Genomic DNA, 21,218 nt, shown 5'->3' with positions numbered 1-21,218 from the left:
AACGACTTCGGGGCGGCGCCCGGTCAGTTGTGGCTGTGCAGGATCTCGTTCAGACCGCCCCAGACCGCCTTGTTCGGGCGGGCCTCGACGGTGCCGGTGGTGGAGTTCCGGCGGAAGAGGATGTTGTCGGCGCCGGAGAGCTCCAGCGCCTTGACGATCTGGCCGTCGGGCAGCGTGACCCGGGTGCCCGCGGTCACGTACAGGCCGGCCTCGACCACGCACTCGTCGCCCAGCGCGATGCCGATACCGGACTCGGCGCCGAGCAGGCAGCGCTCGCCGATCGAGATGATCTGCTTGCCGCCGCCGGAGAGGGTGCCCATCGTGGAGGCGCCGCCGCCGATGTCGGAGCCGTCGCCGATCACGACACCCGCGCTGATCCGGCCCTCGATCATCGAGGTGCCCAGGGTGCCGGCGTTGAAGTTGACGAAGCCCTCGTGCATGACGGTGGTGCCGGCCGCGAGGTGGGCGCCGAGCCGCACCCGGTCGGCGTCGGCGATCCGGACGCCGGCGGGCGCCACGTAGTCGGTCATTCGCGGGAACTTGTCCACGCTGGTGACCTGGAGGTGCAGGCCCTCGGCGCGGGCGTTCAGCCGGGCCGTCTCCAGCTGGTCGACGGGCACCGGGCCGAGCGAGGTCCAGGCGACGTTGGCCAGCAGGCCGAAGACGCCCTCCAGGCTCTGGCCGTGCGGCTTGACCAGGCGGTGGCTGAGCAGGTGGAGACGCAGGTAGGCGTCGTGCGCGTCCAGCGGCTTGTCGTCCAGGGAGGCGATGACCGTGCGGACGGCCACGACCTCCACGCCGCGGACCGGGTCGGGGCCGATCGCCTTGCGGACGGCGTCGCCCAGCAGCTCGGCGGCGCGGTCGTCCGCCAGCTGCTCGGTGCCGGCCGGGCCGGGCGCGTCGACCAGCTCGGGCGCGGGGAACCAGGTGTCGAGAACGGTGCCGTCGGAGGCGACGGTGGCGAGCCCGGCGGCGACGGCGCCGGTCGTGCGGGAGGGGGTTGCAGCATCGGTCATGCTGGAAACCTAACCGGAGCCCGCCCGCGGAGGCGAACCGGTCTCAGCGATCGGTCCCGGGCCGCCCGGCCACCCGCTCCCCTGCGCCTCCCCGGGAGGTCACCACCGGCTCGCCCGCGGCGCCCAGCGCCCCCGCCAACCCCTAGGGCGCTTCTGACGGATCTCCGCGGCGTCGCGGCGCCTGGCACGCACTCTCGCGGCGTTGCCGAAATGTCTCCATAGCTCCGCTATGAAGCCATCCCGGCGCCTTGCGAGAGCACGCACCAGGCGCCGCTCCTTCCTCCACGGAGATCCGTCAGAAGCGCCCTAGCGCACCGCGTCCACTTGGAACGGCTGCCCGGTGAGCACGTGCTGTAACGGCGGGCGGCGCATTTCCCCGTGCACGACGAAAACGGCCGTGCCCGCCGGGAAAATCCGGCGGGCACGGCCGTGGCACCGAGCGCGGCGGGAGACCGCGCGAGGTGCTCAGACGTTGAAGCCCAGCGCCCGCAGCTGCTCGCGGCCGTCGTCGGTGATCTTGTCCGGGCCCCACGGCGGCATCCAGACCCAGTTGATCTTCAGCTCGTTGACGATGCCGTCGGTGGCGGACCTCGCCTGGTCCTCGATGACGTCGGTCAGCGGGCAGGCCGCCGAGGTCAGCGTCATGTCGACGGTGGCGATGTTGGCGTCGTCGATGTGAATGCCGTAGATCAGGCCGAGGTTGACGACGTCGATGCCCAGCTCGGGGTCGACGACGTCGTACAGCGCCTCGCGGACCTCGTCCTCCGAGGCCGGCTTGGTGGTGGTCGGGGTGTCGGTCATGCGGTCTTCGCCTCCTGGGAAAGGGCCTTGGCCGTGGCGTCCTTCCAGGCCATCCAGCTGAGCAGGGCGCACTTCACGCGCGCCGGGTACTTCGAGACGCCGGCGAACGCCACCGCGTCCTCCAGCACCTCCTCCATGGCGTCGTCCGGCTCCACCTGGCCCTTGGACTGCATCAGCTCCAGGAACGTCTCCTGGATCCGCTGCGCCTCGCCGAGCTCCTTGCCGACGAGGAGGTCGTTGAGCACCGACGCGCTGGCCTGGCTGATGGAGCAGCCCTGGCCCTCGTAGGACACGTCCTCGATCGTCGTGCCGTCGTACTTCACGCGCAGCGTGATCTCGTCACCACACGTGGGGTTGACGTGGTGCACCTCGGCGTCGCCGTCCCGAAGACCGCGCCCATGGGGGTGCTTGTAGTGGTCCAGGATGACGTCCTGGTACATGGAATCCAGCTTCACGACTCAGTCAGTCCTCGTCCTCATCCGCTGTGCTCATGCGGTCTTCATCGACCGAAGGCGGTGCTTAACCGAAGAAGTTGCGCACGTACTCCAGGCCCTCGGCCAGGGCGTCCACCTCGGCCGGAGTGGAGTACAGATAGAACGACGCTCGCGTGGTCGCGGGAATTCCGTAGCGCAGGCAGACCGGGCGCGCGCAGTGGTGCCCGACCCGGACCGCGATGCCCTGCTCGTCGAGGACCTGGCCCACGTCGTGCGGGTGGATGTCACCGAGCGTGAAGGAGATCGTCGCCCCGCGGTCCTCGGCCGTACTCGGGCCGATGATCTTCAGGTCGGGGACCTCCAGCAGCCGCTTGACGGCGTACTCGGTGATCGCGTGCTCGTGCGCGGCGATCCTGTCCATGCCGATCGAGGTGAGGTAGTCCACCGCCGCGCCGAGGCCGACGGCCTGGGCGATCGGGGGCGTACCGGCCTCGAACTTGTGCGGCGCGGGGGCGTAGGTGGAGGAGTGCATCGAGACGGTCTCGATCATCTCGCCGCCGCCGAGGAACGGCGGGAGGTCCTCCAGCAGCTCCTGGCGGCCCCACAGCACGCCGATGCCGGTCGGGCCGCACATCTTGTGGCCGGTGAAGGCCACGAAGTCGGCCTGCAGCGCCTGCACGTCCAGCGGCATGTGCGGCGCGGCCTGCGAGGCGTCGATCACCACCAGCGCGCCGACCTCCTGGGCGCGGCGGACGATCGTCTCGACCGGGTTGACGGTGCCCAGGAGGTTGGACACCAGGGTGAAGGAGACGACCTTGGTGCGCTCGGTGATGACCTCGTCGATGTCCGAGAGGTCCAGCCGGCCGTCGTCGGTCAGCCCGAACCACTTCAGCTTCGCGCCGGTGCGCTGCGAGAGCAGCTGCCACGGAACGATGTTGGAGTGGTGCTCCATCTCCGTGATGACGATCTCGGTGTCGCGGTCCACACGGTAGGGCTCGTCGGCCCAACCGAGCATGTTGGCCACGAGGTTGAGCGACTCCGAGGCGTTCTTGGTGAAGATGACCTCGTCGCGGCTCGGTGCGTTGACGAAGGCGGCGACCTTGTCGCGGGCGCCTTCGTACAGCGCCGTGGCCTCCTCGGCGAGCACATGCACGCCGCGGTGGACGTTGGCGTTGTGGCGTTCGTAGTAGGCACTCAGGGCGTCCAGCACCTGGCGCGGCTTCTGCGAGGTCGCCGCGTTGTCCAGGTACACGATCTTCTTGCCGTCGTGGACCTGGCGGTCCAGGAGGGGGAAGTCCTTGCGGATCGCCTCTGTGTCGAGGAGGCCCGGCAGCTGTGTCACGCGGTCGTACCACCCTTCACGTAAGCCTCGTAGCCCTCGGCCTCCAGCTTGTCCGCCAGCTCCGGGCCGCCGGACTCGGCGATCCGGCCGTTGGCGAAGACGTGGACGTGGTCGGGCTTGATGTAGCGCAGGATGCGCGTGTAGTGGGTGATCAGCAGGGTGCCGACCTCCCCGGTCTCGCGGACGCGGTTGACGCCCTCGGAGACGATGCGCAGCGCGTCGACGTCGAGGCCGGAGTCGGTCTCGTCGAGGATCGCGATCTTCGGCTTGAGCAGCTCCAGCTGGAGGATCTCGTGGCGCTTCTTCTCGCCGCCGGAGAAGCCCTCGTTGACGTTGCGCTCGGCGAAGGCGGGGTCCATCTGGAGGCGCTCCATGGCCTCCTTGACCTCCTTGACCCACGTCCGCAGCTTGGGGGCCTCGCCGCGGATGGCGGTGGCGGAGGTGCGCAGGAAGTTGGAGACCGAGACGCCGGGGACCTCGACCGGGTACTGCATGGCGAGGAAGACGCCGGCCCGGGCGCGCTCGTCGACGGACATCTCCAGGACGTCCTCGCCGTCGAGGGTGACGGTGCCGCCGGTGATCGTGTACTTGGGGTGACCCGCGAGGGAGTAGGCGAGGGTCGACTTGCCGGAGCCGTTGGGGCCCATGATGGCGTGCGTCTCGCCCTGCTTCACGGTCAGGTCGACGCCCTTCAGGATCTCGCGCTGGCCGTTCTCGGCCTCGACGGAGACGTGCAGGTCGTGGATCTCAAGCGTTGCCATGGGTGACTCAGGACTCCTGGGTGACGGAGACGAGCACGTCGTCCCCTTCGATCTTTACGGGGTAAACGGGGACGGGGCGCGTCGCGGGGAGGCCGGACGGCTTGCCGGTGCGCAGGTCGAAGCTGGAGCCGTGCAGCCAGCACTCGATCGAGCAGTCCTCGACCTCGCCCTCGGAGAGGGAGACGTTCGCGTGCGAGCAGATGTCGTTGATCGCGAACACCTCGCCCTCGGTGCGGACGAGCGAGACCGGCGTGCCGTCGATCTCCACCCTCTTCGGGGTGTCCTCCTCCAGCTCGCTCAGCGCGGCTGCGCGTACGTAGGTCATGCCGCGGACGCTTCCAGCTCGGATTCGATCTTGTTCATCAGGCGCTCCTCGACGTCCGGGACGCCGATCTGCTGGACCAGCTCGGCGAAGAAGCCGCGGACCACCAGGCGGCGCGCCTCGTCGGCCGGGATGCCGCGGGCCATCAGGTAGAAGAGCTGCTCGTCGTCGAACCGGCCGGTCGCCGAGGCGTGGCCGGCGCCGACGATCTCGCCGGTCTCGATCTCCAGGTTGGGCACCGAGTCGACCCGCGCGCCGTCGGTGAGGACGAGGTTGCGGTTGAGCTCGTAGGTGTCGGTGCCGGTGGCCGCCGCCTGGATCAGCACGTCGCCGATCCACACCGCGTGCGCGTCCTGGCCCTGGAGGGCGCCCTTGTACGTCACGTGCGAGCGGCAGTTGGGGGTGTCGTGGTCGACGAAGAGGCGGTGCTCCTGGTGCTGGCCCTGTTCGGTGAAGTACAGGCCGTAGAGCTCGGCCTCGCCGCCGGGACCCTTGTAGTCGATCCGCGGGTGCAGGCGGACGAGGTCGCCGCCGAAGGTGACGACCACGGACTTGAAGGTGGCGTCCCGGCCGATCAGGGCGTTGTGCTGGCCGCAGTGGACGGCGGTGTCGTCCCAGTCCTGGACGGAGACCACGGTCAGCTTGGCGCCGTCGCCGAGGAGGTAGTCGACGTTGGCGGCGAGCACGCCGGCACCGGTGTGGTCGATGACGACCACGGCCTCGGCGAACGCGCCCAGCTCCACGACCTGGTGGCCGAAGGCGGTGCCGCCCTCGCCGTGCACCCGGATCCGGATCGGCTCGGTGAGCACGGTCTCCTTGGGGACGGTGACCACGGACGCCTTCTCGAAGGCGCTGTACGCCTGGGCGGCGACCCGGTCCACCGGCTTGCCGGCCTTGCCGACCCGCGGGTCGGCGCGGTCGACGAGCTCGTGGGTGACGCCCTCGGGCGCGCTGATGTCGATCTTCAGGTCCGGGCCGCCGGCGGTGGCGGTGCCGTCGTGCAGCCCGCGCAGCCGGGCGAGCGGCGTGAACCGCCACTCCTCCTCGCGGCCGTGCGGGACGGGGAAGTCCGCCACGTCGAAGGACGGCGGTGCGCTCATCCGGGTGGCGACGGTGGACTCCGCGGCCACCGCGATGGAGCCGGTGGTCGTGGAACCCGCCGGGATGGTCGTCTGAGCCTCAGCCATGGCTGTCGTCTAGCTCGCTTTCTGCGTTCTCAGGGAGTCGTTCGCTGCGGGGGCCGGGGTCAGCCGACCGCGCCTTCCATCTGCAGCTCGATCAGCCGGTTGAGCTCCAGCGCGTACTCCATCGGCAGCTCGCGGGCGATCGGCTCGACGAAACCGCGCACGATCATCGCCATCGCCTCCTGCTCGCTCAGACCGCGGCTCATCAGGTAGAAGAGCTGGTCCTCGCTGACCTTGGAGACCGTCGCCTCGTGGCCCATGGACACGTCGTCCTCGCGGACGTCGACGTAGGGGTAGGTGTCGGAGCGGGAGATGGTGTCCACCAGCAGCGCGTCGCACAGCACGTTGGACTTGGAGCCCGCGGCGCCCTCGCCGATCTCGACCAGGCCGCGGTAGGAGGTCCGGCCGCCGCCCCGCGCCACCGACTTGGAGACGATGTTGGACGAGGTGTTGGGCGCCATGTGGACCATCTTGGAGCCGGCGTCCTGGTGCTGGCCCTCGCCCGCGAAGGCGATGGACAGGGTCTCGCCCTTGGCGTGCTCGCCCATGAGGTAGACCGCGGGGTACTTCATGGTGACCTTGGAGCCGAGGTTGCCGTCGACCCACTCCATCGTCGCGCCCTCGTAGGCGACGGCGCGCTTGGTGACGAGGTTGTAGACGTTGTTCGACCAGTTCTGGATCGTCGTGTAGCGGCAGCGGCCGCCCTTCTTCACGATGATCTCGACGACGGCCGAGTGCAGCGAGTCGGACTTGTAGATCGGGGCGGTGCAGCCCTCGACGTAGTGGACGTAGGCGTCCTCGTCCACGATGATCAGCGTCCGCTCGAACTGGCCCATGTTCTCGGTGTTGATCCGGAAGTAGGCCTGCAGCGGGATGTCGACGTGGACGCCCTTGGGCACGTAGATGAACGAGCCGCCGGACCACACCGCGGTGTTCAGCGAGGCGAACTTGTTGTCACCGACCGGGATGACGGTGCCGAAGTACTCCTGGAAGAGCTCCGGGTGCTCCTTCAGCGCGGTGTCGGTGTCCAGGAAGATGACGCCCTGCTTCTCCAGGTCCTCGCGGATCTGGTGGTAGACGACCTCCGACTCGTACTGCGCGGCGACACCGGCGACCAGGCGCTGCTTCTCCGCCTCGGGGATGCCGAGCTTGTCGTAGGTGTTCTTGATGTCCTCGGGCAGGTCCTCCCAGGAGGCGGCCTGCTGCTCGGTGGAGCGGACGAAGTACTTGATGTTGTCGAAGTCGATGCCCGAGAGGTCGGAGCCCCAGGTCGGCATGGGCTTCTTGTCGAACAGCTTCAGGCCCTTCAGCCGCAGCTTGAGCATCCACTCCGGCTCGTTCTTCTTCGCCGAGATGTCGCGGACGACCTCCTCGGAGAGGCCGCGCTTGGCCGAGGCACCGGCGACGTCGGAGTCGGCCCAGCCGTATTCGTAGTTGCCCAGCCCCTCGAGCTCAGGGTGAGCAGTCTCCGTGGGGAGCGTCATGCGGGGTTCCTCCCGGCCGTGCTTGCAGATGCTGTGGTGGTCTGTGTGGGGCGCTCACCGGTGCGGTGAGCCGCCTTGCCGGCGCCGGCCTTCGGGACGAAGGTCGTGCACACCCCGTCGCCGTGGGCGATGGTGGCAAGGCGCTGTACGTGGGTCCCGAGCAATCGGGAGAAGACCTCGGTCTCCGCCTCGCACAGCTGCGGGTACTGCTCGGCGACGTGGACGACCGGGCAGTGGTGCTGGCAGAGCTGTTCACCGAGCTGGGGATTGGGCGCGCTGCGCGCCGTAGCAGCGTACCCGTCCGCGGTCAACGCCTTCGCCAGGGCCTGGGTGCGGGCCTCGGGCTCGGCGCTCTCGACCGCCTCGCGGTAGCTCTCGGCCTGCGCGGCCATCCGGGCGCGGGCGAACGCGGCGACCGCCGCCTCGCCCTCGGCGCCGCCGCCCGCGCTCTGCGCGATCCAGCGCAGCGCGTCGGCGGCGAGGTCGTCGTAGGACTGGTCGAAGGCGTCCCGTCCGCAGTCGGTGAGGGCGAACGCCTTGGCCGGGCGGCCGCGGCCGCGGGCGCCGTAGACCCGCTTCTCCCGGGGCTCGACGACGCCCTCGGCGACCAGCGCGTCCAGATGGCGGCGGACGGCGGCCTGGGTCAGCTCCAGCCGGAGGGCCAGCTCGGCCGCGGTGGACGGGCCGTGGTCGAGGATGGAGCGAGCGACGCGATTGCGGGTGCCGTGCTGGTCGTCGTGGGCAGGGGCGGACGAAACGGGGCCGGCGGTCTGCCGGGCCGTTGGCCTCTTCCGGTCCTCGCGCACGTTTTTCACAACGCCATTGTTGCGTAATTCGTCAAATCGATTCAAGCCTGTACCGGATCACGGACCGGTGGCCTCCGTCACTAAGGGTTACCTAATTTCGGGGCCTTTCGTCACGCTCCGGAACCATCGCCGGTCGCCCGGAGGCCGCCCGCGCATCCACTCGTCTCGTCCCGATCCCGGAGCAGTTCCGGCCCCCGCTCCCCGCGCCCCGGCCCGCTCCGTAGACTTCCCGGCATGCCCAGCACCTCCCCGGGGGACGCCCCCCGCTCCGCCGGCGAGCCCGCCGTCGAGGTCGTCGGCCTGGTCAAGCGGTACGGCGCCAAGACCGCCGTGGACGGGCTCGACCTCACCGTCGCACGCGGCACCGTGACCGCCGTCCTCGGCCCCAACGGCGCCGGGAAGACCACCACCGTCGAGACCTGCGAGGGCTACCGGCGCCCGGACGCCGGACGGGTCCGCGTCCTGGGCCTGGACCCGGTCGCCGACGCCGCCGCGCTGCGGCCCCGGATCGGCGTGATGCTCCAGTCGGGCGGCGTCTACGCCGGCGCCCGGGCCGAGGAGATGCTGCGGCACACCGCCACCCTGCACGCCCACCCCCTCGACGTACCCGGACTGATCGAGCGGCTGGGCCTGGGCAGCTGTGGACGGACGCCCTACCGGCGGCTCTCCGGCGGCCAGCAGCAGCGCCTGGCGCTGGCGATGGCCGTGGTCGGCCGCCCCGAGCTGGTGTTCCTGGACGAGCCGACGGCCGGCCTCGACCCGCAGGCCCGCCGCGCCACCTGGGACCTCGTCCGGGAGCTGCGCGCCGACGGCGTCAGCGTGGTGCTGACCACCCACTTCATGGACGAGGCCGAGCAGCTCGCCGACGACGTCGCGATCATCGACGGCGGCCGGGTCGTCACCCAGGGCAGCCCCGAGGAGCTGTGCCGGGGCGGCGCCGAGAACAGCCTGCGCTTCTCCGGCCGCCCCGGCCTGGACCTCGCCTCGCTCCTCAAGGCCCTGCCCGCCGAGTGCGCCGCCGCCGAACTCACCGCCGGCACCTACCGCGTCCAGGGCCGGATCGACCCGCAACTGCTGGCCACCGTGGCCTCGTGGTGCGCCCAGAACGGCGTGCTGCCCGACGCGATAGCCGTCGAGCGCCACACCCTGGAAGATGTCTTTCTGGAACTCACGGGCAAGGAGCTGCGCTCATGAGGTCGGCCCACACGTCTCACGGCCGGGGGTCCGGGGGGCGTCCCCCGGGAAGGCACAGCTTGGAACTGACGGGCAAGGAGCTGCGCGCATGACCGCCGTCGAGACCGGTGCCGGCGCCGCCACCGGCACCTTCGCCCCGCGCCCCGGGGCGGCCCCGCTGCCCCGGATGATCCGCGCGCAGGCCGCCCTGGAGACCAGGATGCTGCTGCGCAACGGCGAGCAGCTGCTGCTGACCGTCATCATCCCGACGCTGCTGCTGGTGCTGTTCTCCGCCGTCCGCATCATCGACACCGGCGCCGGCAAGCCGGTGGACTTCCTCACCCCGGGCATCCTGGGACTCGCCGTGCTGTCCACGGCGTTCACCGGACAGGCCATCGCCACCGGCTTCGAGCGGCGCTACGGCGTGCTCAAGCGGCTGGCCGCCTCGCCGCTGCCGCGCTGGGGGCTGATGACCGCCAAGACCTGCGCGGTGCTGGTCACCGAGGTCCTCCAGGTCGTCCTGCTGACCGCGGTCGCCCTGGCGCTGGGCTGGTCCCCGCACGGCAACCCCGTCTCCGTGGTCCTGCTGCTCCTGCTGGGCACCGCCGCGTTCTCCGGGCTGGGCCTGCTGATGGCCGGCACCCTCAAGGCCGAGGCCACCCTGGCCGGCGCCAACCTGGTCTTCCTGCTGCTGCTCGTCGGCGGCGGGGTGATCGTCCCGCTGGACAAGTTCCCGGCCGGCGCCCAGCAGGTGCTCCAGTTCCTGCCGATCTCCGCGCTCTCGGACGGCCTGCGGGAGGTGCTCCAGCACGGCGCCGGACTCCCCTGGGCCGACCTCGGGATCCTCGCGGTCTGGGCCGTGCTGGGGCTGGGCGCGGCGGCCCGGTTCTTCCGCTGGGAGTAGCGGACACCCCGGCCCACCGGCCGGAACGCCCCCGACCCGACCCTCGTGAAAACTCGCACAAGCGGCCCGCCTACGATGGCTCCCGTGCCGAACACGCTGAATCCCTTTGAGCTGATCGCCCGCCGCTGGCAGCCCTCCGCGCGCTTCGTCGAACGGGCGGCGCTCGCCACCGTCGTGATGGCCGTGGTCATCGTCGTGACCGGCGGCGCGGTCCGGCTGACCGAATCCGGGCTGGGTTGCTCGACGTGGCCCCAGTGCACGTCGGACAGCCTCACCCCGACCGCCGAGATGGGCATCCACGGCCTCGTCGAGTTCGGCAACCGCACCCTGACCGGCGTCCTGTGCGCCTTCATCGGGGTGTTCATCGTGGCGGCCCGCGCCCGTGCGCCACACCGCCGCTCGCTCACCCGGCTCGGCTGGGCGCAGTTCTGGATCGTGATGGGCAACGCGGTCTGGGGCGGCATCGTCGTGCTGACCGGCCTGAACCCCTACCTCGTCGCCGCGCACTTCCTGCTCACCAGCGCCCTGCTGACCGTCTGCGTCCTCGCCTGGCAGCGCGCCAAGGAGGGAGACGAGGAGCCGCGCGACCTGGTGTCCCCGGCGGTCCGGCAGCTCTCCTGGGTGCTGGTGGTGGCGGTGGCCGCCCTCACGGTGATCGGCACGGTCGTCACCGGGACCGGCCCGCACGCGGGCGATGCCCGGAAGGTCCACCGGATCCCGCTGGACTGGCAGGAAGTGACCCAGCTCCACGTCGACTTCGTCTACATCGTCGTCGGGCTCTCGGTCGCCCTGTTCTTCACCCTGCGCGCCATCAAGGCGCCGCAGGCCCCGCGCCGCGCCACCCTGGCGCTGTTCGGCACCCTCGCCTTCCAGGGCGTCGTCGGCTACGTCCAGTACTTCATGAGCCTGCCGACGCTGGTCGTCGGGCTGCACATGTTCGGCTCGACGCTGGTCTGGATCGCGACGCTGCGGATCTTCCTCGCCCTGCGCGACCGCGGCCCGGTGCCCGCCACACCGGACGCACTCACCGACGGAGAGACCGCGACGGCCCGGCCGGCCGCCACCACCGCGGTCTAGGACGCCCCGGGAACCCCTACGCCGCGGGGGCCAGCCGGTAGACCCGGCGCGCGGTTCCCGAGCCGACCAGCTCGGTGATCCGCCGCCCGTCCGCCGCGGCGCACAGCCCCTCGGCGGTCCACTCCCCCACGACGCGGGCCATGGCCCGTGAGAAGAGCCGCGCGGCGGTGACGTAGAGCTCGGGCAGCCCGCGCGCCCCCGAGGAGAACATCAGCTTGCCGAACGGCGCCTGGCCCAGCGTCTCCTCGGGGCACGGGCCGGTGTCCGCGTAGACGTGCGGGTGCACGGCGGCGAGCTGCGCGGCCCGCCGGTGGTGCGGGGCCCGGGGCAGCAGGACGAGGTCGCAGCCGAGCCCGGCGGTGGCCCGCAGGAAGGCCGCCAGCGGCTGCGGATCGGCACAGTGCAGCTGCACCGGAAGGCCGGTCGCCACCGCGCTCCACAACAGGTGCCGGACGAGCGCCGGTTCCCCCAGCGGCTCCCCCGGGCGGCGCCCGCGCAGCCAGCGGTCCGCGGCCCGCCGCACCTCGCCCGCCTCCGGGGCCCGCCCCTCGCAGTAGCCGGCGCCGGAGGCGAAGGCGGTGGCGTGCTGGGCGGCGGAGTAGAGGGCCTCGGCGGTGTAGCCGAGGAAGGATTCGACGCTGCCGGAGGTGTCGGCGACCTGTTCGGCGAGTGGTTCCAGGCGGACGACCTCATGGGCGCGGCCCTGCGCGGCGGCGGCGAGTTCGGCCGCCGAGGTCAGGCCGCCGGGTGCGCCGGCCTCCACCAGGAACGTACCGATGCCGCTGCCGCGGAGCAGCGTCCGGCCCGCGCGGAAGGCGCCGATCTCGCGCCGCCGGGCCAGATAGCGCACCGGCGGGCAGTGCCGCTCCAGGCCGAGCAGCGGAGGGCACCAGCGGCGTAACGCCAGGCCGGTGCGGGTGTCGAAGTGGCTGGTGCCCGCGGGGGCCGGACCCTGGGCACCGACGGCGGCGGCCAGATGGGCCTCGAAGGAACCGAGGCCGAGTTCACCGTGGACGGCACCGTGACTGTACTGGTCGATGAGCGGGGGGAGTGTGTCCATCCGCCTCTCCTCGCCGTCAGCCCGCCGGGCGTGGCCGGTCCACCGCGCCTGGTGAGCTTAACGGCCGAGCGGGTGGTGAGGTAGCGGGCGATGCGCCCCGGCGCACGGCACCGGGGCGGGAGCGCGGGCTCAGGCGTTGGCCGGGCCGCCCAGCTGGATACCGGCCATCCGGGACCACTCGTAGCGGCCGGTGCGGACCTTGGCGGCCAGCTCGCCGTCGAAGTCGTCCTGGAGGGCGATGCCGGCCTGCTCGGCGGCCTTCTTGGCGGCGGCGTAGCTGTCCGCGACGAGGTTGCCCCACTCGCCGTTGGCGCCGACCAGGGCGATCCGGGTGCGGCCGCGGCCGATGTGGGCGAGCTGGCCCTCGGCGGCACCGCCGTGCGTGCTCGCGAAGGCGCGGATCTGCCGGGCGAGCCGGGCCGCCTGCTTGTCGGCCCGCTTCTCGGCCGTGGTCGCGGCGGCCGGGCCGCCCGCCGCCTGCTCGTCCGCGTGCTGGGTGTCTGCCATGGTCAGCATGCTACCCACCGGTAGCGCTTTTGTGAGGGTGATCCCCCACACCTGCCGACGGACCGTCCCGGGCCCGGTCGCCGAACTCCCTCAACGGCCCGGGAGAACCCGCCCGTTGGTCGGCCGTCGACGCCTGCCTCAGCGCAGGAAGGGGTCCACCGCGACCGCGACGAAGAGCAGCGACACGTAGGTGATCGACCAGTGGAAGAGCCGCATCTCCTTGAGCTTGGCGCCGGTGACGCCCGCCTTGGCGCGGGACTGCAGGGCGTGCGCCTCCCACAGCCAGAAGCCGCCGCAGGCGAGCGCGACGCCCGTGTAGAACCAGCCGGTGTAGCCCAGCGGCTGGAGCAGCAGCGAGACCGCCACCATCACCCAGCTGTAGACGACGATCTGCCGGGCGACGACCTTGTTGCCCGCGACCGCCGGCAGCATCGGCACGCCGACCCGCTTGTAGTCGTCGGTCACCTTCATCGACAGCGGCCAGTAATGCGGCGGCGTCCAGAAGAAGATGACGAGGAAGAGGATGAACGACGCCCAGGAGACCGTGTTGGTCACCGAGGACCAGCCGATGAAGACGGGCATACAGCCCGCGATGCCGCCCCAGACGATGTTCTGGCTCGTCCGCCGCTTGAGGATCATCGTGTAGACGACGACGTAGAAGAGCAGCGCTCCGAGGGAGAGCATCGCCGACAGCGGGTTGACGAGGAACCAGAACCACGCGGTGGAGCCGACCGCGAGGGCGGTGGCGAAGACCAGGCACTCGCGCGGCGAGACCACGCCCGTCACCAGCGGACGCTGGGAGGTGCGGTCCATCATCGCGTCGATGTCGCGGTCGAGGTACATGTTGTACGCGGCGGCGCCGCCGGCGGAGAGGTAGCCGCCGACGCAGGTGGCGAGGACCAGCCACAGGTCCGGCACCCCGCCGGCCGCCAGGAACATCACCGGCACCGTCGTCATCAGCAGCAGTTCGATGACCCGCGGCTTGGTCAGTGCGATGAACCCCTTGAGCCGGGCCCCGAACGGCCGGTTACCGGGACTCCCGGGGACCTGAGAGAGCCCCCCCGCAGGACGGGTTTCGACGGCCGTCACGCACACCCCTGGAAGTAACGTCTGCGGCCGCAGCCGCGGAGATGAGGCCAGCAAGCTCCGCCGGCGGTGAACACCCGGTAAAGGCTTGCGCTTACCACGCCACTTTAGACGTTGGCCATACGGCGGCTCTCGCGGGGGTGGGGTCGTGTTGGGCGCCCGGCCACGGGGCGGCCACGGCGCCTCCCCGGACGGGCCGGACGGCGGTTTGTCCGGAGCTTTCCCGGCTCGTCCACCGGGCGCCCGGGAGGCGGAGGCGCTCGCGGCCCGGCAGTCTGGACTAGGGGAAGCCCCGGGGCGCGGTCGGCGTCGGGAATGCCCCGAGTGCCGTTTTGGTTGCCCGAAGCGACAGATGTTCCCGCGCGTGCGACACCACCCGCCGGGTGAGCGCCAGGACCGCCGACTGAGCACCGACTGAGCGCCTGAATCGCCGACTGAGCGTCGAAAAGGCGGGCGTATGCGCGGGGGTAGGCTCGACACCGCCTGGGCGGATCTGCCGTCCGAGTTCGACATGTGGAGAGGAGCCCTGACTCAGGGTGAGCACCAAGCCGACCACCACAGATTTCGAGTGGACCGAACTGGACCAGCGGGCGGTGGACACCGTCCGCGTCCTGGCCATGGATTCCGTGCAGAAGGTCGGTAACGGCCATCCGGGTACGGCCATGAGCCTGGCGCCCGCCGCCTACGTTCTCTTCCAGAAGCTGATGCGGCACGACCCCGCCGACGCGGACTGGACCGGCCGCGACCGGTTCGTCCTCTCCGCGGGCCACTCCAGCCTGACCCTCTACATCCAGCTCTTCCTGGCCGGTTACGGCCTGGAGCTGGCGGACCTGGAGGGCTTCCGCACCTGGGGCTCGAAGACCCCGGGCCACCCGGAGTACGGCCACACCACCGGCGTGGAGACCACCACCGGCCCGCTGGGCCAGGGTGTCGCCAACGCGGTCGGCATGGCGATGGCGTCCCGCTACGAGCGCGGCCTGTTCGACCCCGACGCGGCGCAGGGCACCTCCCCCTTCGACCACATGGTGTACGTCATCGCCGGTGACGGCTGCCTCCAGGAGGGCATCGCCGCCGAGGCGTCCTCCATGGCCGGCCACCAGAAGCTCGGCAACCTCGTCATGCTGTGGGACGACAACCACATCTCCATCGAGGGCGACACCCAGACCGCCGTCTCCGAGGACACCCTCAAGCGCTACGAGGCGTACGGCTGGCACGTCCAGCGCGTCGAGCAGCTGCCCAACGGCGACCTGGACCCGGCCGGTCTGGCCAAGGCTCTGGAGGCCGCCAAGGCGGAGACCGAGCGCCCGTCGTTCATCGCGGTCCGCTCGATCATCGCCTGGCCGGCCCCCAACGCCCAGAACACCGAGGCCGCGCACGGCTCCGCGCTGGGCGACGAGGAGGTGGCCGCCACCAAGCGGGTGCTGGGCTTCGACCCGGAGAAGTCGTTCGACGTCGCCGACGAGGTGCTGGCGCACACCCGCCGCGCCCTGGACCGCGGCCGCGAGGCCCGCGCCGAGTGGGAGAAGTCGTTCGCCGCCTGGCGCACCGCCAACCCCGAGCGCGCCGCCGAGTTCGACCGGATCGCCGCGGGCAAGCTGCCCGAAGGCTGGGAGGACCACATCCCGTCCTTCGAGACCGGCAAGGCGGTGGCCACCCGTGCCGCCTCCGGCAAGGTCCTCCAGGCGCTGGGCGCGGTCGTCCCCGAGCTGTGGGGCGGCTCCGCCGACCTCGCCGGGTCGAACAACACCACGATCGACAAGACCTCGTCGTTCCTGCCGGAGGGCAACCCGCTGCCGGGCGCCGACCCGTACGGCCGCACCGTCCACTTCGGCATCCGCGAGCACTCCATGGCCGCGGAGATGAACGGCATCGCGCTGCACGGCAACACCCGCATCTACGGCGGCACCTTCCTGGTGTTCTCCGACTACATGCGCAACGCCGTCCGGCTGTCGGCCCTGATGCACCTGCCGGTGACGTACGTGTGGACGCACGACTCCATCGGTCTGGGCGAGGACGGCCCGACCCACCAGCCGGTCGAGCACCTGGCCTCGCTGCGCGCCATCCCGGGCCTGAACGTCGTGCGCCCGGCCGACGCCAACGAGACCGCGCTCGCCTGGCGCGAGATCATGCGCCGCTGGACGAAGGAGTTCCGCGTGGGCGCCCCGCACGGTCTGGCGCTGACCCGCCAGGGCGTGCCGACGTACGAGGCCGACGAGAACACCGCCAAGGGCGGCTACGTCCGCTTCGAGGCCGAAGGGGCCGACGGCGCGGCCGCCGAGCCGCAGGTCGTGCTGATCGCCACCGGTTCCGAGGTGCAGCTGGCCGTGGCGGCGCGCGAGCAGCTGCAGGCCGAGGGCGTCCCGACCCGCGTGGTGTCGATGCCGTCGGTGGAGTGGTTCGAGGAGCAGGACCAGGCGTACAAGGACAGCGTGCTGCCGCCGTCCGTGAAGGCGCGGGTGGCGGTGGAGGCGGGCATCGGCCTGACCTGGTACCGCTACGTCGGCGACGCCGGCCGGATCGTGTCGCTGGAGCACTTCGGCGCCTCGGCCGACGGCAAGCTCCTCTTCCGCGAGTTCGGCTTCACCCCGGAAGCGGTGGCCGCCGCCGCCCGGGAATCGATCGCCGCCGCCGCGCGCTGACGCCCGTATACGACAAGTAGGAGATGCAGAACCCATGACAGACGCACTCAAGCGCCTCTCCGACGAAGGCGTGGCGATCTGGCTGGACGACCTGTCGCGCAAGCGCATCACGTCCGGCAATCTGGCCGAGCTGATCGACCAGCAGCACGTCGTCGGCGTCACCACCAACCCGTCGATCTTCCAGAAGGCGATCTCCTCGGGCGACGGCTACCAGCAGCAGGTCGCCGACCTCGCCGCCCGCAAGGTCACCGTCGAGGAAGCCATCCGCATGATCACCACGGCGGACGTCCGGGACGCGGCCGATGTGCTGCGCCCGGTCTTCGACGCCACCGGTGGCCAGGACGGCCGGGTCTCCATCGAGGTGGACCCGCGGCTGGCGCACAACACCGTGGCGACGGTCGCCGAGGCCAAGCAGCTGGCGTGGCTGGTGGACCGCCCGAACACGCTGATCAAGATCCCGGCCACCAAGGCGGGCCTGCCGGCCATCACCGAGGTGATCGGTCTGGGCATCAGCGTCAACGTCACGCTGATCTTCTCGCTGGAGCGCTACCGCGAGGTGATGGACGCCTACCTCGCCGGTCTGGAGAAGGCCAAGGCGGCGGGCCTGGACCTGTCCGAGATCCGTTCGGTGGCCTCGTTCTTCGTGTCCCGTGTGGACACCGAGATCGACAAGCGCCTGGAGAAGCTCGGCACGGACGAGGCCAAGGCCCTCAAGGGCAAGGCCGCCCTGGCCAACGCCCGGCTCGCGTACCAGGCGTACGAGGAGGTCTTCGCCTCCGACCGCTGGGCCGCCCTCGACAAGGCGGGCGCCCACAAGCAGCGTCCGCTGTGGGCCTCCACCGGCGTGAAGGACCCCGCGTACAAGGACACCCTCTACGTGGACGACCTGGTCGCCCCGGGCACCGTCAACACCATGCCGGAGGCCACCCTGGAGGCCACCGCCGACCACGGTGAGATCACCGGCGACACGGTGCGCGGCACCTACGCCGGCGCCAAGGCCGACCTCGACGCGATCGCCGCGCTCGGGATCTCGTACGACGACGTCGTGCAGCTCCTGGAGGACGAGGGCGTGGAGAAGTTCGAGTCCGCCTGGAACGACCTGCTCAAGTCGACCGAGGCGGAGCTGGCGCGCCTCGCTCCCTCGGAGGGCTGATCCCCTTGACCGCTGTTCATGGAGCGAATCCGCTCCGTGACGCCGCGGACCGACGGCTCCCGCGCATCGCGGGGCCGTCGGGCCTGGTCATTTTCGGCGTCACGGGCGATTTGTCACGGAAGAAGCTGATGCCCGCGGTGTACGACCTCGCGAACCGGGGTCTGCTGCCACCGGGCTTCTCGCTGATCGGCTTCGCCCGTCGCGAGTGGCAGAACGAGGACTTCGCCCAGGAGGTGTACGAGGCCGTCAAGCAGCACGCCCGTACGCCCTTCCGCGAGGAGGTCTGGCAGCAGCTGGTCCAGGGCTGCCGCTTCGTCCACGGCGACTTCGACGACGACGAGGCGTTCGAGACCCTCAAGAACACCATCGAGGAGCTCGACAAGGCCCAGGGAACCGGCGGCAACTACGCCTTCTACCTCTCGGTGCCGCCGAAGTTCTTCCCCAAGGTCGTCCAGCAGCTCAAGAAGCACGGGCTGGCCGACCAGAAGGAAGGCTCCTGGCGCCGCGCGGTCATCGAGAAGCCGTTCGGCCACGACCTGAAGAGCGCCCAGGAGCTCAACCAGATCGTCCACGAGGTCTTCCCGCCCAACGAGGTCTTCCGGATCGACCACTACCTGGGCAAGGAGACGGTTCAGAACATCCTGGCGCTGCGGTTCGCCAACACCATGTTCGAGCCGCTGTGGAACCGCTCCTACGTCGACCACGTGCAGATCACGATGGCCGAGGACATCGGCATCGGCGGCCGGGCCGGCTACTACGACGGCATCGGCGCGGCCCGCGACGTCATCCAGAACCACCTCCTCCAGCTGCTCGCGCTGACCGCCATGGAGGAGCCCGCCTCCTTCGACGCGGACGCGCTGGTGGCGGAGAAGACCAAGGTGCTGGGCGCCGTCCGGCTGCCCAAGGACCTGGGCCGGGAGACCGTCCGGGCACAGTACGCGGAGGGCTGGCAGGGCGGCGAGAAGGTCGTCGGCTACCTCCAGGAAGACGGCATCGACCCCAAGTCGAAGACCGACACCTACGCGGCGATCAAGCTCGGGATCGACAACCGCCGCTGGGCGGGCGTCCCGTTCTACCTGCGGACCGGCAAGCGCCTGGGCCGGCGGGTGACCGAGATCGCGGTGGTCTTCCAGCGCGCCCCGCACTCCCCCTTCGACCACACCGCCACCGAGGAGCTGGGGCAGAACGCCCTGGTCATCCGCGTCCAGCCGGACGAGGGCGTGACCGTGCGGTTCGGCTCCAAGGTCCCGGGCACCTCCATGGAGGTGCGCGACGTGTCGATGGACTTCGCGTACGGCGAGTCCTTCACGGAGTCCAGCCCCGAGGCGTACGAGCGGCTGATCCTCGATGTGCTGCTCGGTGACGCCAACCTCTTCCCGCGGCTGGAGGAGGTCGAGCTGTCCTGGAAGATCCTCGACCCGATCGAGGAGTTCTGGGACCGCAACGGCAAGCCCGCGCAGTACCCGGCGGGCACCTGGGGCCCCGTCGAGGCGGACGAAATGCTCGCACGAGACGGACGGAGCTGGCGTCGGCCATGAAGATCGATCTGACGGAAACCACGGCCAGCGCGATCAACAAGGCACTGGTACAGGGCCGCCGCGCGATCGGCACCCCGGCCATCGGCATGGTGCTCACCCTCGTCATCGTCACCGACGAGGAGAACGCCTACGACGCGCTGAGGGCCGCCAACGACGCCTCGCGCGAGCACCCCTCGCGCACGCTCGTCGTGATCAAGCGGGTCAGCCGGACCCCGCGCGACCGCGCCAAGGCCCGGCTGGACGCCGAGGTGCGGGTGGGCACGGAGGCCGGCACCGGCGAGACGGTGGTGCTGCGGCTGTACGGCGAGGCGATCGACCACGCCCAGTCCGTGGTGCTGCCGCTGCTGCTGCCGGACGCCCCGGTCGTGGTCTGGTGGGCCGTCAACGCCCCGCTGGACCCGGCCAAGGACCCGCTCGGCGCGCTGGCCCAGCGCCGGGTCACCGACGCCTACGCCGCCGAGGAGCCCATCGCGGAGCTGACCGGTCGCGCCGACACCTACACCCCCGGCGACACCGACCTGTCCTGGACGCGGATCACGCCGTGGCGCTCGATGCTGGCGGCGGCGCTCGACCAGTCGCCGTGCCGGGTCACCTCGGCCGTGGTCGAGGGCGAGGAGTTCAACCCCAGCTGCGAGCTGCTCGGCATGTGGCTCGCCGGCCGGCTGGACGTCCCGGTCACCCGCGCCGTCTCGGCCGGCCCCGGGCTCACCGCAGTGCGGCTGGAGACCACCGCCGGCACCATCGTGCTGGGCCGCCCGGACGCCTCGCTGGCCACGCTCACCATGCCCGGCCAGCCGGACCGTGCGGTGGCGCTCAAGCGCCGGGAGACCTCCGAGCTGCTCGCCGAGGAGCTGCGCCGGCTCGACCCGGACGACATCTACGCCGCCGCGCTGAAGTACGGCGTGGAACGGCTCCAGGTGCCGGGCGCCGGGACGTCCGCCGCGGATGCCCGGACCGCCCCGGCGGACGGCGGCCCGTCGGCGGACACCGCGGACGCCGGGGAGGCGGGGGACGCCGCCAAGAAGGCGGCGAAGAAGGCGCCGGCCAAGAAGGCGGCCGCCAAGTGAGCACCCCGCAGGTCGTCGTCCACCGCGACAAGGAGCTGATGGCCAAGGCCGCCGCGGCCCGGCTGATCACCAGGATCGTCGACGCCCAGTCGGCCCGGGGCTCGGCCTCCGTCGTGCTGACCGGCGGGCGCAACGGCAACGGGCTGCTCGCGGCCCTGGCCGAGGCGCCCGCCCGGGACGCGGTCGACTGGTCCCGGCTGGACCTGTGGTGGGGTGACGAAAGGTTCCTGCCGGACGGTGACCCCGAGCGCAACCACACCCAGGCCCGTGCGGCGCTGCTGGACAGCGTCCCGCTGGACCCGGCGCGGGTGCACCCGATGGCGCCCTCGGACGGCCCGTACGGCCATGACGCGGACGCCGCCGCCGAGGCGTACGCCGCCGAACTCGCCGCCGCCACGGGCCCGGAGCACTACCAGTCGGCGACCGACGCCGCGGGTGCCACGGTGCCGGCCTTCGACGTCCTGCTGCTGGGCGTCGGCCCGGACACCCATGTCGCCTCGCTCTTCCCCGAACTCCCGGCGGTCCACGAGCAGGAGCGGACGGTGGTCGGCGTGCACGGCGCGCCCAAGCCGCCGCCCACCCGGATCTCGCTGACCCTGCCCGCGATCCGCGCGGCACGGGAGGTCTGGCTGCTGGCGGCCGGCGAGGACAAGGCCAACGCCGCGGCCATCGCGCTCTCCGGCGCGGGCGAGGTGCAGGCCCCGGCGGCCGGCGCCCGCGGCCGCAGCCGGACGCTGTGGCTGCTGGACGAGGCCGCCGCCGCCCAGCTGCCGCGCGACCTGTACCCCCCGGCCTCCTCCTGACGCGACGGCGCACCGGACCACCGGAGCACCGCCCTGACGCCGACGGCCCCACCCCCCTTCG

20 protein-coding genes are annotated in these 21,218 nt (G+C 71.4%); 8 read left to right on the top strand and 12 right to left on the bottom strand.

The window, feature by feature from the left end:
* Positions 1 to 23: 23 nt before the first annotated feature.
* The 9 genes from dapD to ACRAS8_RS27025 form a co-directional block, all read right to left on the bottom strand.
* Positions 24 to 1,016, bottom strand: a complete 993-nt coding sequence (gene dapD, locus ACRAS8_RS27065; RefSeq protein WP_438488607.1) for a 2,3,4,5-tetrahydropyridine-2,6-dicarboxylate N-succinyltransferase — start codon at positions 1,014 to 1,016, stop codon at positions 24 to 26.
* 465 nt (positions 1,017 to 1,481) lie between these two features.
* A complete protein-coding gene (locus ACRAS8_RS27060; protein ID WP_438488606.1) occupies positions 1,482 to 1,817 on the bottom strand; it encodes a metal-sulfur cluster assembly factor in 336 nt (111 codons plus the stop codon).
* Complete coding sequence (gene sufU, locus ACRAS8_RS27055; RefSeq protein WP_018536854.1) at positions 1,814 to 2,272, bottom strand: Fe-S cluster assembly sulfur transfer protein SufU; 459 nt, start codon at positions 2,270 to 2,272, stop codon at positions 1,814 to 1,816. The genes ACRAS8_RS27060 and sufU overlap by 4 nt, the downstream gene beginning before the upstream one ends.
* A gap of 64 nt (positions 2,273 to 2,336) precedes the next feature.
* Complete coding sequence (locus ACRAS8_RS27050; protein ID WP_438488605.1) at positions 2,337 to 3,593, bottom strand: cysteine desulfurase; 1,257 nt, start codon at positions 3,591 to 3,593, stop codon at positions 2,337 to 2,339.
* Entirely contained in the window at positions 3,590 to 4,354 is a 765-nt protein-coding gene (gene sufC, locus ACRAS8_RS27045; RefSeq protein WP_438488604.1) for a Fe-S cluster assembly ATPase SufC, read from the bottom strand. The genes ACRAS8_RS27050 and sufC overlap by 4 nt, the downstream gene beginning before the upstream one ends.
* Positions 4,355 to 4,361: 7 nt before the next feature.
* On the bottom strand, positions 4,362 to 4,679 hold the full coding sequence (locus ACRAS8_RS27040) for a non-heme iron oxygenase ferredoxin subunit (protein WP_018536851.1): 318 nt from the start codon (positions 4,677 to 4,679) through the stop codon (positions 4,362 to 4,364).
* Positions 4,676 to 5,863, bottom strand: coding sequence for a Fe-S cluster assembly protein SufD (sufD, locus tag ACRAS8_RS27035; protein ID WP_438488603.1), 1,188 nt, complete (start codon positions 5,861 to 5,863; stop codon positions 4,676 to 4,678). Before sufD ends, ACRAS8_RS27040 begins: the two co-directional genes overlap by 4 nt.
* Before the next feature lie 59 nt (positions 5,864 to 5,922).
* Positions 5,923 to 7,344, bottom strand: coding sequence for a Fe-S cluster assembly protein SufB (gene sufB, locus ACRAS8_RS27030; RefSeq protein ID WP_438488602.1), 1,422 nt, complete (start codon positions 7,342 to 7,344; stop codon positions 5,923 to 5,925).
* Entirely contained in the window at positions 7,341 to 8,159 is an 819-nt protein-coding gene (locus ACRAS8_RS27025) for a helix-turn-helix transcriptional regulator (RefSeq protein WP_438488601.1), read from the bottom strand. Before ACRAS8_RS27025 ends, sufB begins: the two co-directional genes overlap by 4 nt.
* Positions 8,160 to 8,384: 225 nt before the next feature.
* Between ACRAS8_RS27025 and ACRAS8_RS27020 the strand changes: the two genes are divergently transcribed.
* The 3 genes from ACRAS8_RS27020 (at position 8,385) to ACRAS8_RS27010 (ending at position 11,304) form a co-directional block, all read left to right on the top strand.
* A complete protein-coding gene (locus ACRAS8_RS27020; protein WP_438488600.1) occupies positions 8,385 to 9,344 on the top strand; it encodes an ABC transporter ATP-binding protein in 960 nt (319 codons plus the stop codon).
* A gap of 88 nt (positions 9,345 to 9,432) precedes the next feature.
* Positions 9,433 to 10,227, top strand: coding sequence for an ABC transporter permease (locus ACRAS8_RS27015; RefSeq protein ID WP_438488599.1), 795 nt, complete (start codon positions 9,433 to 9,435; stop codon positions 10,225 to 10,227).
* Positions 10,228 to 10,311: 84 nt separating this feature from the next.
* On the top strand, positions 10,312 to 11,304 hold the full coding sequence (locus tag ACRAS8_RS27010) for a COX15/CtaA family protein (RefSeq protein ID WP_438488598.1): 993 nt from the start codon (positions 10,312 to 10,314) through the stop codon (positions 11,302 to 11,304).
* Positions 11,305 to 11,320: 16 nt separating this feature from the next.
* On the opposite strand, the gene ACRAS8_RS27005 is transcribed toward ACRAS8_RS27010, so the two are convergent.
* The 3 genes from ACRAS8_RS27005 to ACRAS8_RS26995 all read right to left on the bottom strand — a co-directional run bounded on the left by ACRAS8_RS27005 (position 11,321) and on the right by ACRAS8_RS26995 (position 13,966).
* Positions 11,321 to 12,364: an amidohydrolase gene (locus ACRAS8_RS27005; protein WP_438488597.1), complete on the bottom strand. Its 1,044-nt coding sequence runs from the start codon at positions 12,362 to 12,364 to the stop codon at positions 11,321 to 11,323.
* A 129-nt stretch (positions 12,365 to 12,493) separates the two neighbouring features.
* Positions 12,494 to 12,880: a hypothetical protein gene (locus tag ACRAS8_RS27000; protein WP_438488596.1), complete on the bottom strand. Its 387-nt coding sequence runs from the start codon at positions 12,878 to 12,880 to the stop codon at positions 12,494 to 12,496.
* A gap of 129 nt (positions 12,881 to 13,009) precedes the next feature.
* A complete protein-coding gene (locus ACRAS8_RS26995; protein ID WP_438488595.1) occupies positions 13,010 to 13,966 on the bottom strand; it encodes a heme o synthase in 957 nt (318 codons plus the stop codon).
* Between the two features lie 527 nt (positions 13,967 to 14,493).
* Between ACRAS8_RS26995 and tkt the strand changes: the two genes are divergently transcribed.
* From tkt to pgl, 5 genes are read left to right on the top strand one after another with little or no spacing between them, the layout of a single operon-like run.
* A complete protein-coding gene (gene tkt / locus ACRAS8_RS26990) occupies positions 14,494 to 16,596 on the top strand; it encodes a transketolase (protein ID WP_438488594.1) in 2,103 nt (700 codons plus the stop codon).
* Between the two features lie 34 nt (positions 16,597 to 16,630).
* Complete coding sequence (gene tal, locus ACRAS8_RS26985; RefSeq protein WP_438488593.1) at positions 16,631 to 17,749, top strand: transaldolase; 1,119 nt, start codon at positions 16,631 to 16,633, stop codon at positions 17,747 to 17,749.
* Between the two features lie 5 nt (positions 17,750 to 17,754).
* On the top strand, positions 17,755 to 19,287 hold the full coding sequence (gene zwf, locus ACRAS8_RS26980; RefSeq protein ID WP_438488592.1) for a glucose-6-phosphate dehydrogenase: 1,533 nt from the start codon (positions 17,755 to 17,757) through the stop codon (positions 19,285 to 19,287).
* Entirely contained in the window at positions 19,284 to 20,354 is a 1,071-nt protein-coding gene (gene opcA, locus ACRAS8_RS26975; RefSeq protein ID WP_438488591.1) for a glucose-6-phosphate dehydrogenase assembly protein OpcA, read from the top strand. The genes zwf and opcA overlap by 4 nt, the downstream gene beginning before the upstream one ends.
* Positions 20,351 to 21,157, top strand: coding sequence for a 6-phosphogluconolactonase (gene pgl / locus ACRAS8_RS26970; RefSeq protein ID WP_438488590.1), 807 nt, complete (start codon positions 20,351 to 20,353; stop codon positions 21,155 to 21,157). Before opcA ends, pgl begins: the two co-directional genes overlap by 4 nt.
* Positions 21,158 to 21,218 lie beyond the last annotated feature (61 nt).

The sequence above is a fragment of the Streptomyces sp. S186 genome (assembly GCF_051603415.1).
Classification (GTDB): Bacteria; Actinomycetota; Actinomycetes; order Streptomycetales; family Streptomycetaceae; genus Streptomyces.
Note: the sequence above shows the minus strand (reverse complement) of the source record. Positions and strands in the feature narration are given on the sequence as shown.

Excerpts from the sequence above, each read along its gene's own strand:
- dapD (WP_438488607.1), bottom strand. The coding sequence starts at position 1,016 with ATGACCGATGCTGCAACCCCCTCCCGCACGACCGGCGCCGTCGCCGCC.
- ACRAS8_RS27060 (WP_438488606.1), bottom strand. The coding sequence starts at position 1,817 with ATGACCGACACCCCGACCACCACCAAGCCGGCCTCGGAGGACGAGGTC.
- sufC (WP_438488604.1), bottom strand. The coding sequence starts at position 4,354 with ATGGCAACGCTTGAGATCCACGACCTGCACGTCTCCGTCGAGGCCGAG.
- ACRAS8_RS27040 (WP_018536851.1), bottom strand. The coding sequence starts at position 4,679 with ATGACCTACGTACGCGCAGCCGCGCTGAGCGAGCTGGAGGAGGACACC.
- sufD (WP_438488603.1), bottom strand. The coding sequence starts at position 5,863 with ATGGCTGAGGCTCAGACGACCATCCCGGCGGGTTCCACGACCACCGGC.
- sufB (WP_438488602.1), bottom strand. The coding sequence starts at position 7,344 with ATGACGCTCCCCACGGAGACTGCTCACCCTGAGCTCGAGGGGCTGGGC.
- ACRAS8_RS27020 (WP_438488600.1), top strand. The coding sequence starts at position 8,385 with ATGCCCAGCACCTCCCCGGGGGACGCCCCCCGCTCCGCCGGCGAGCCC.
- ACRAS8_RS27015 (WP_438488599.1), top strand. The coding sequence starts at position 9,433 with ATGACCGCCGTCGAGACCGGTGCCGGCGCCGCCACCGGCACCTTCGCC.
- ACRAS8_RS27005 (WP_438488597.1), bottom strand. The coding sequence starts at position 12,364 with ATGGACACACTCCCCCCGCTCATCGACCAGTACAGTCACGGTGCCGTC.
- ACRAS8_RS27000 (WP_438488596.1), bottom strand. The coding sequence starts at position 12,880 with ATGCTGACCATGGCAGACACCCAGCACGCGGACGAGCAGGCGGCGGGC.
- tal (WP_438488593.1), top strand. The coding sequence starts at position 16,631 with ATGACAGACGCACTCAAGCGCCTCTCCGACGAAGGCGTGGCGATCTGG.
- opcA (WP_438488591.1), top strand. The coding sequence starts at position 19,284 with ATGAAGATCGATCTGACGGAAACCACGGCCAGCGCGATCAACAAGGCA.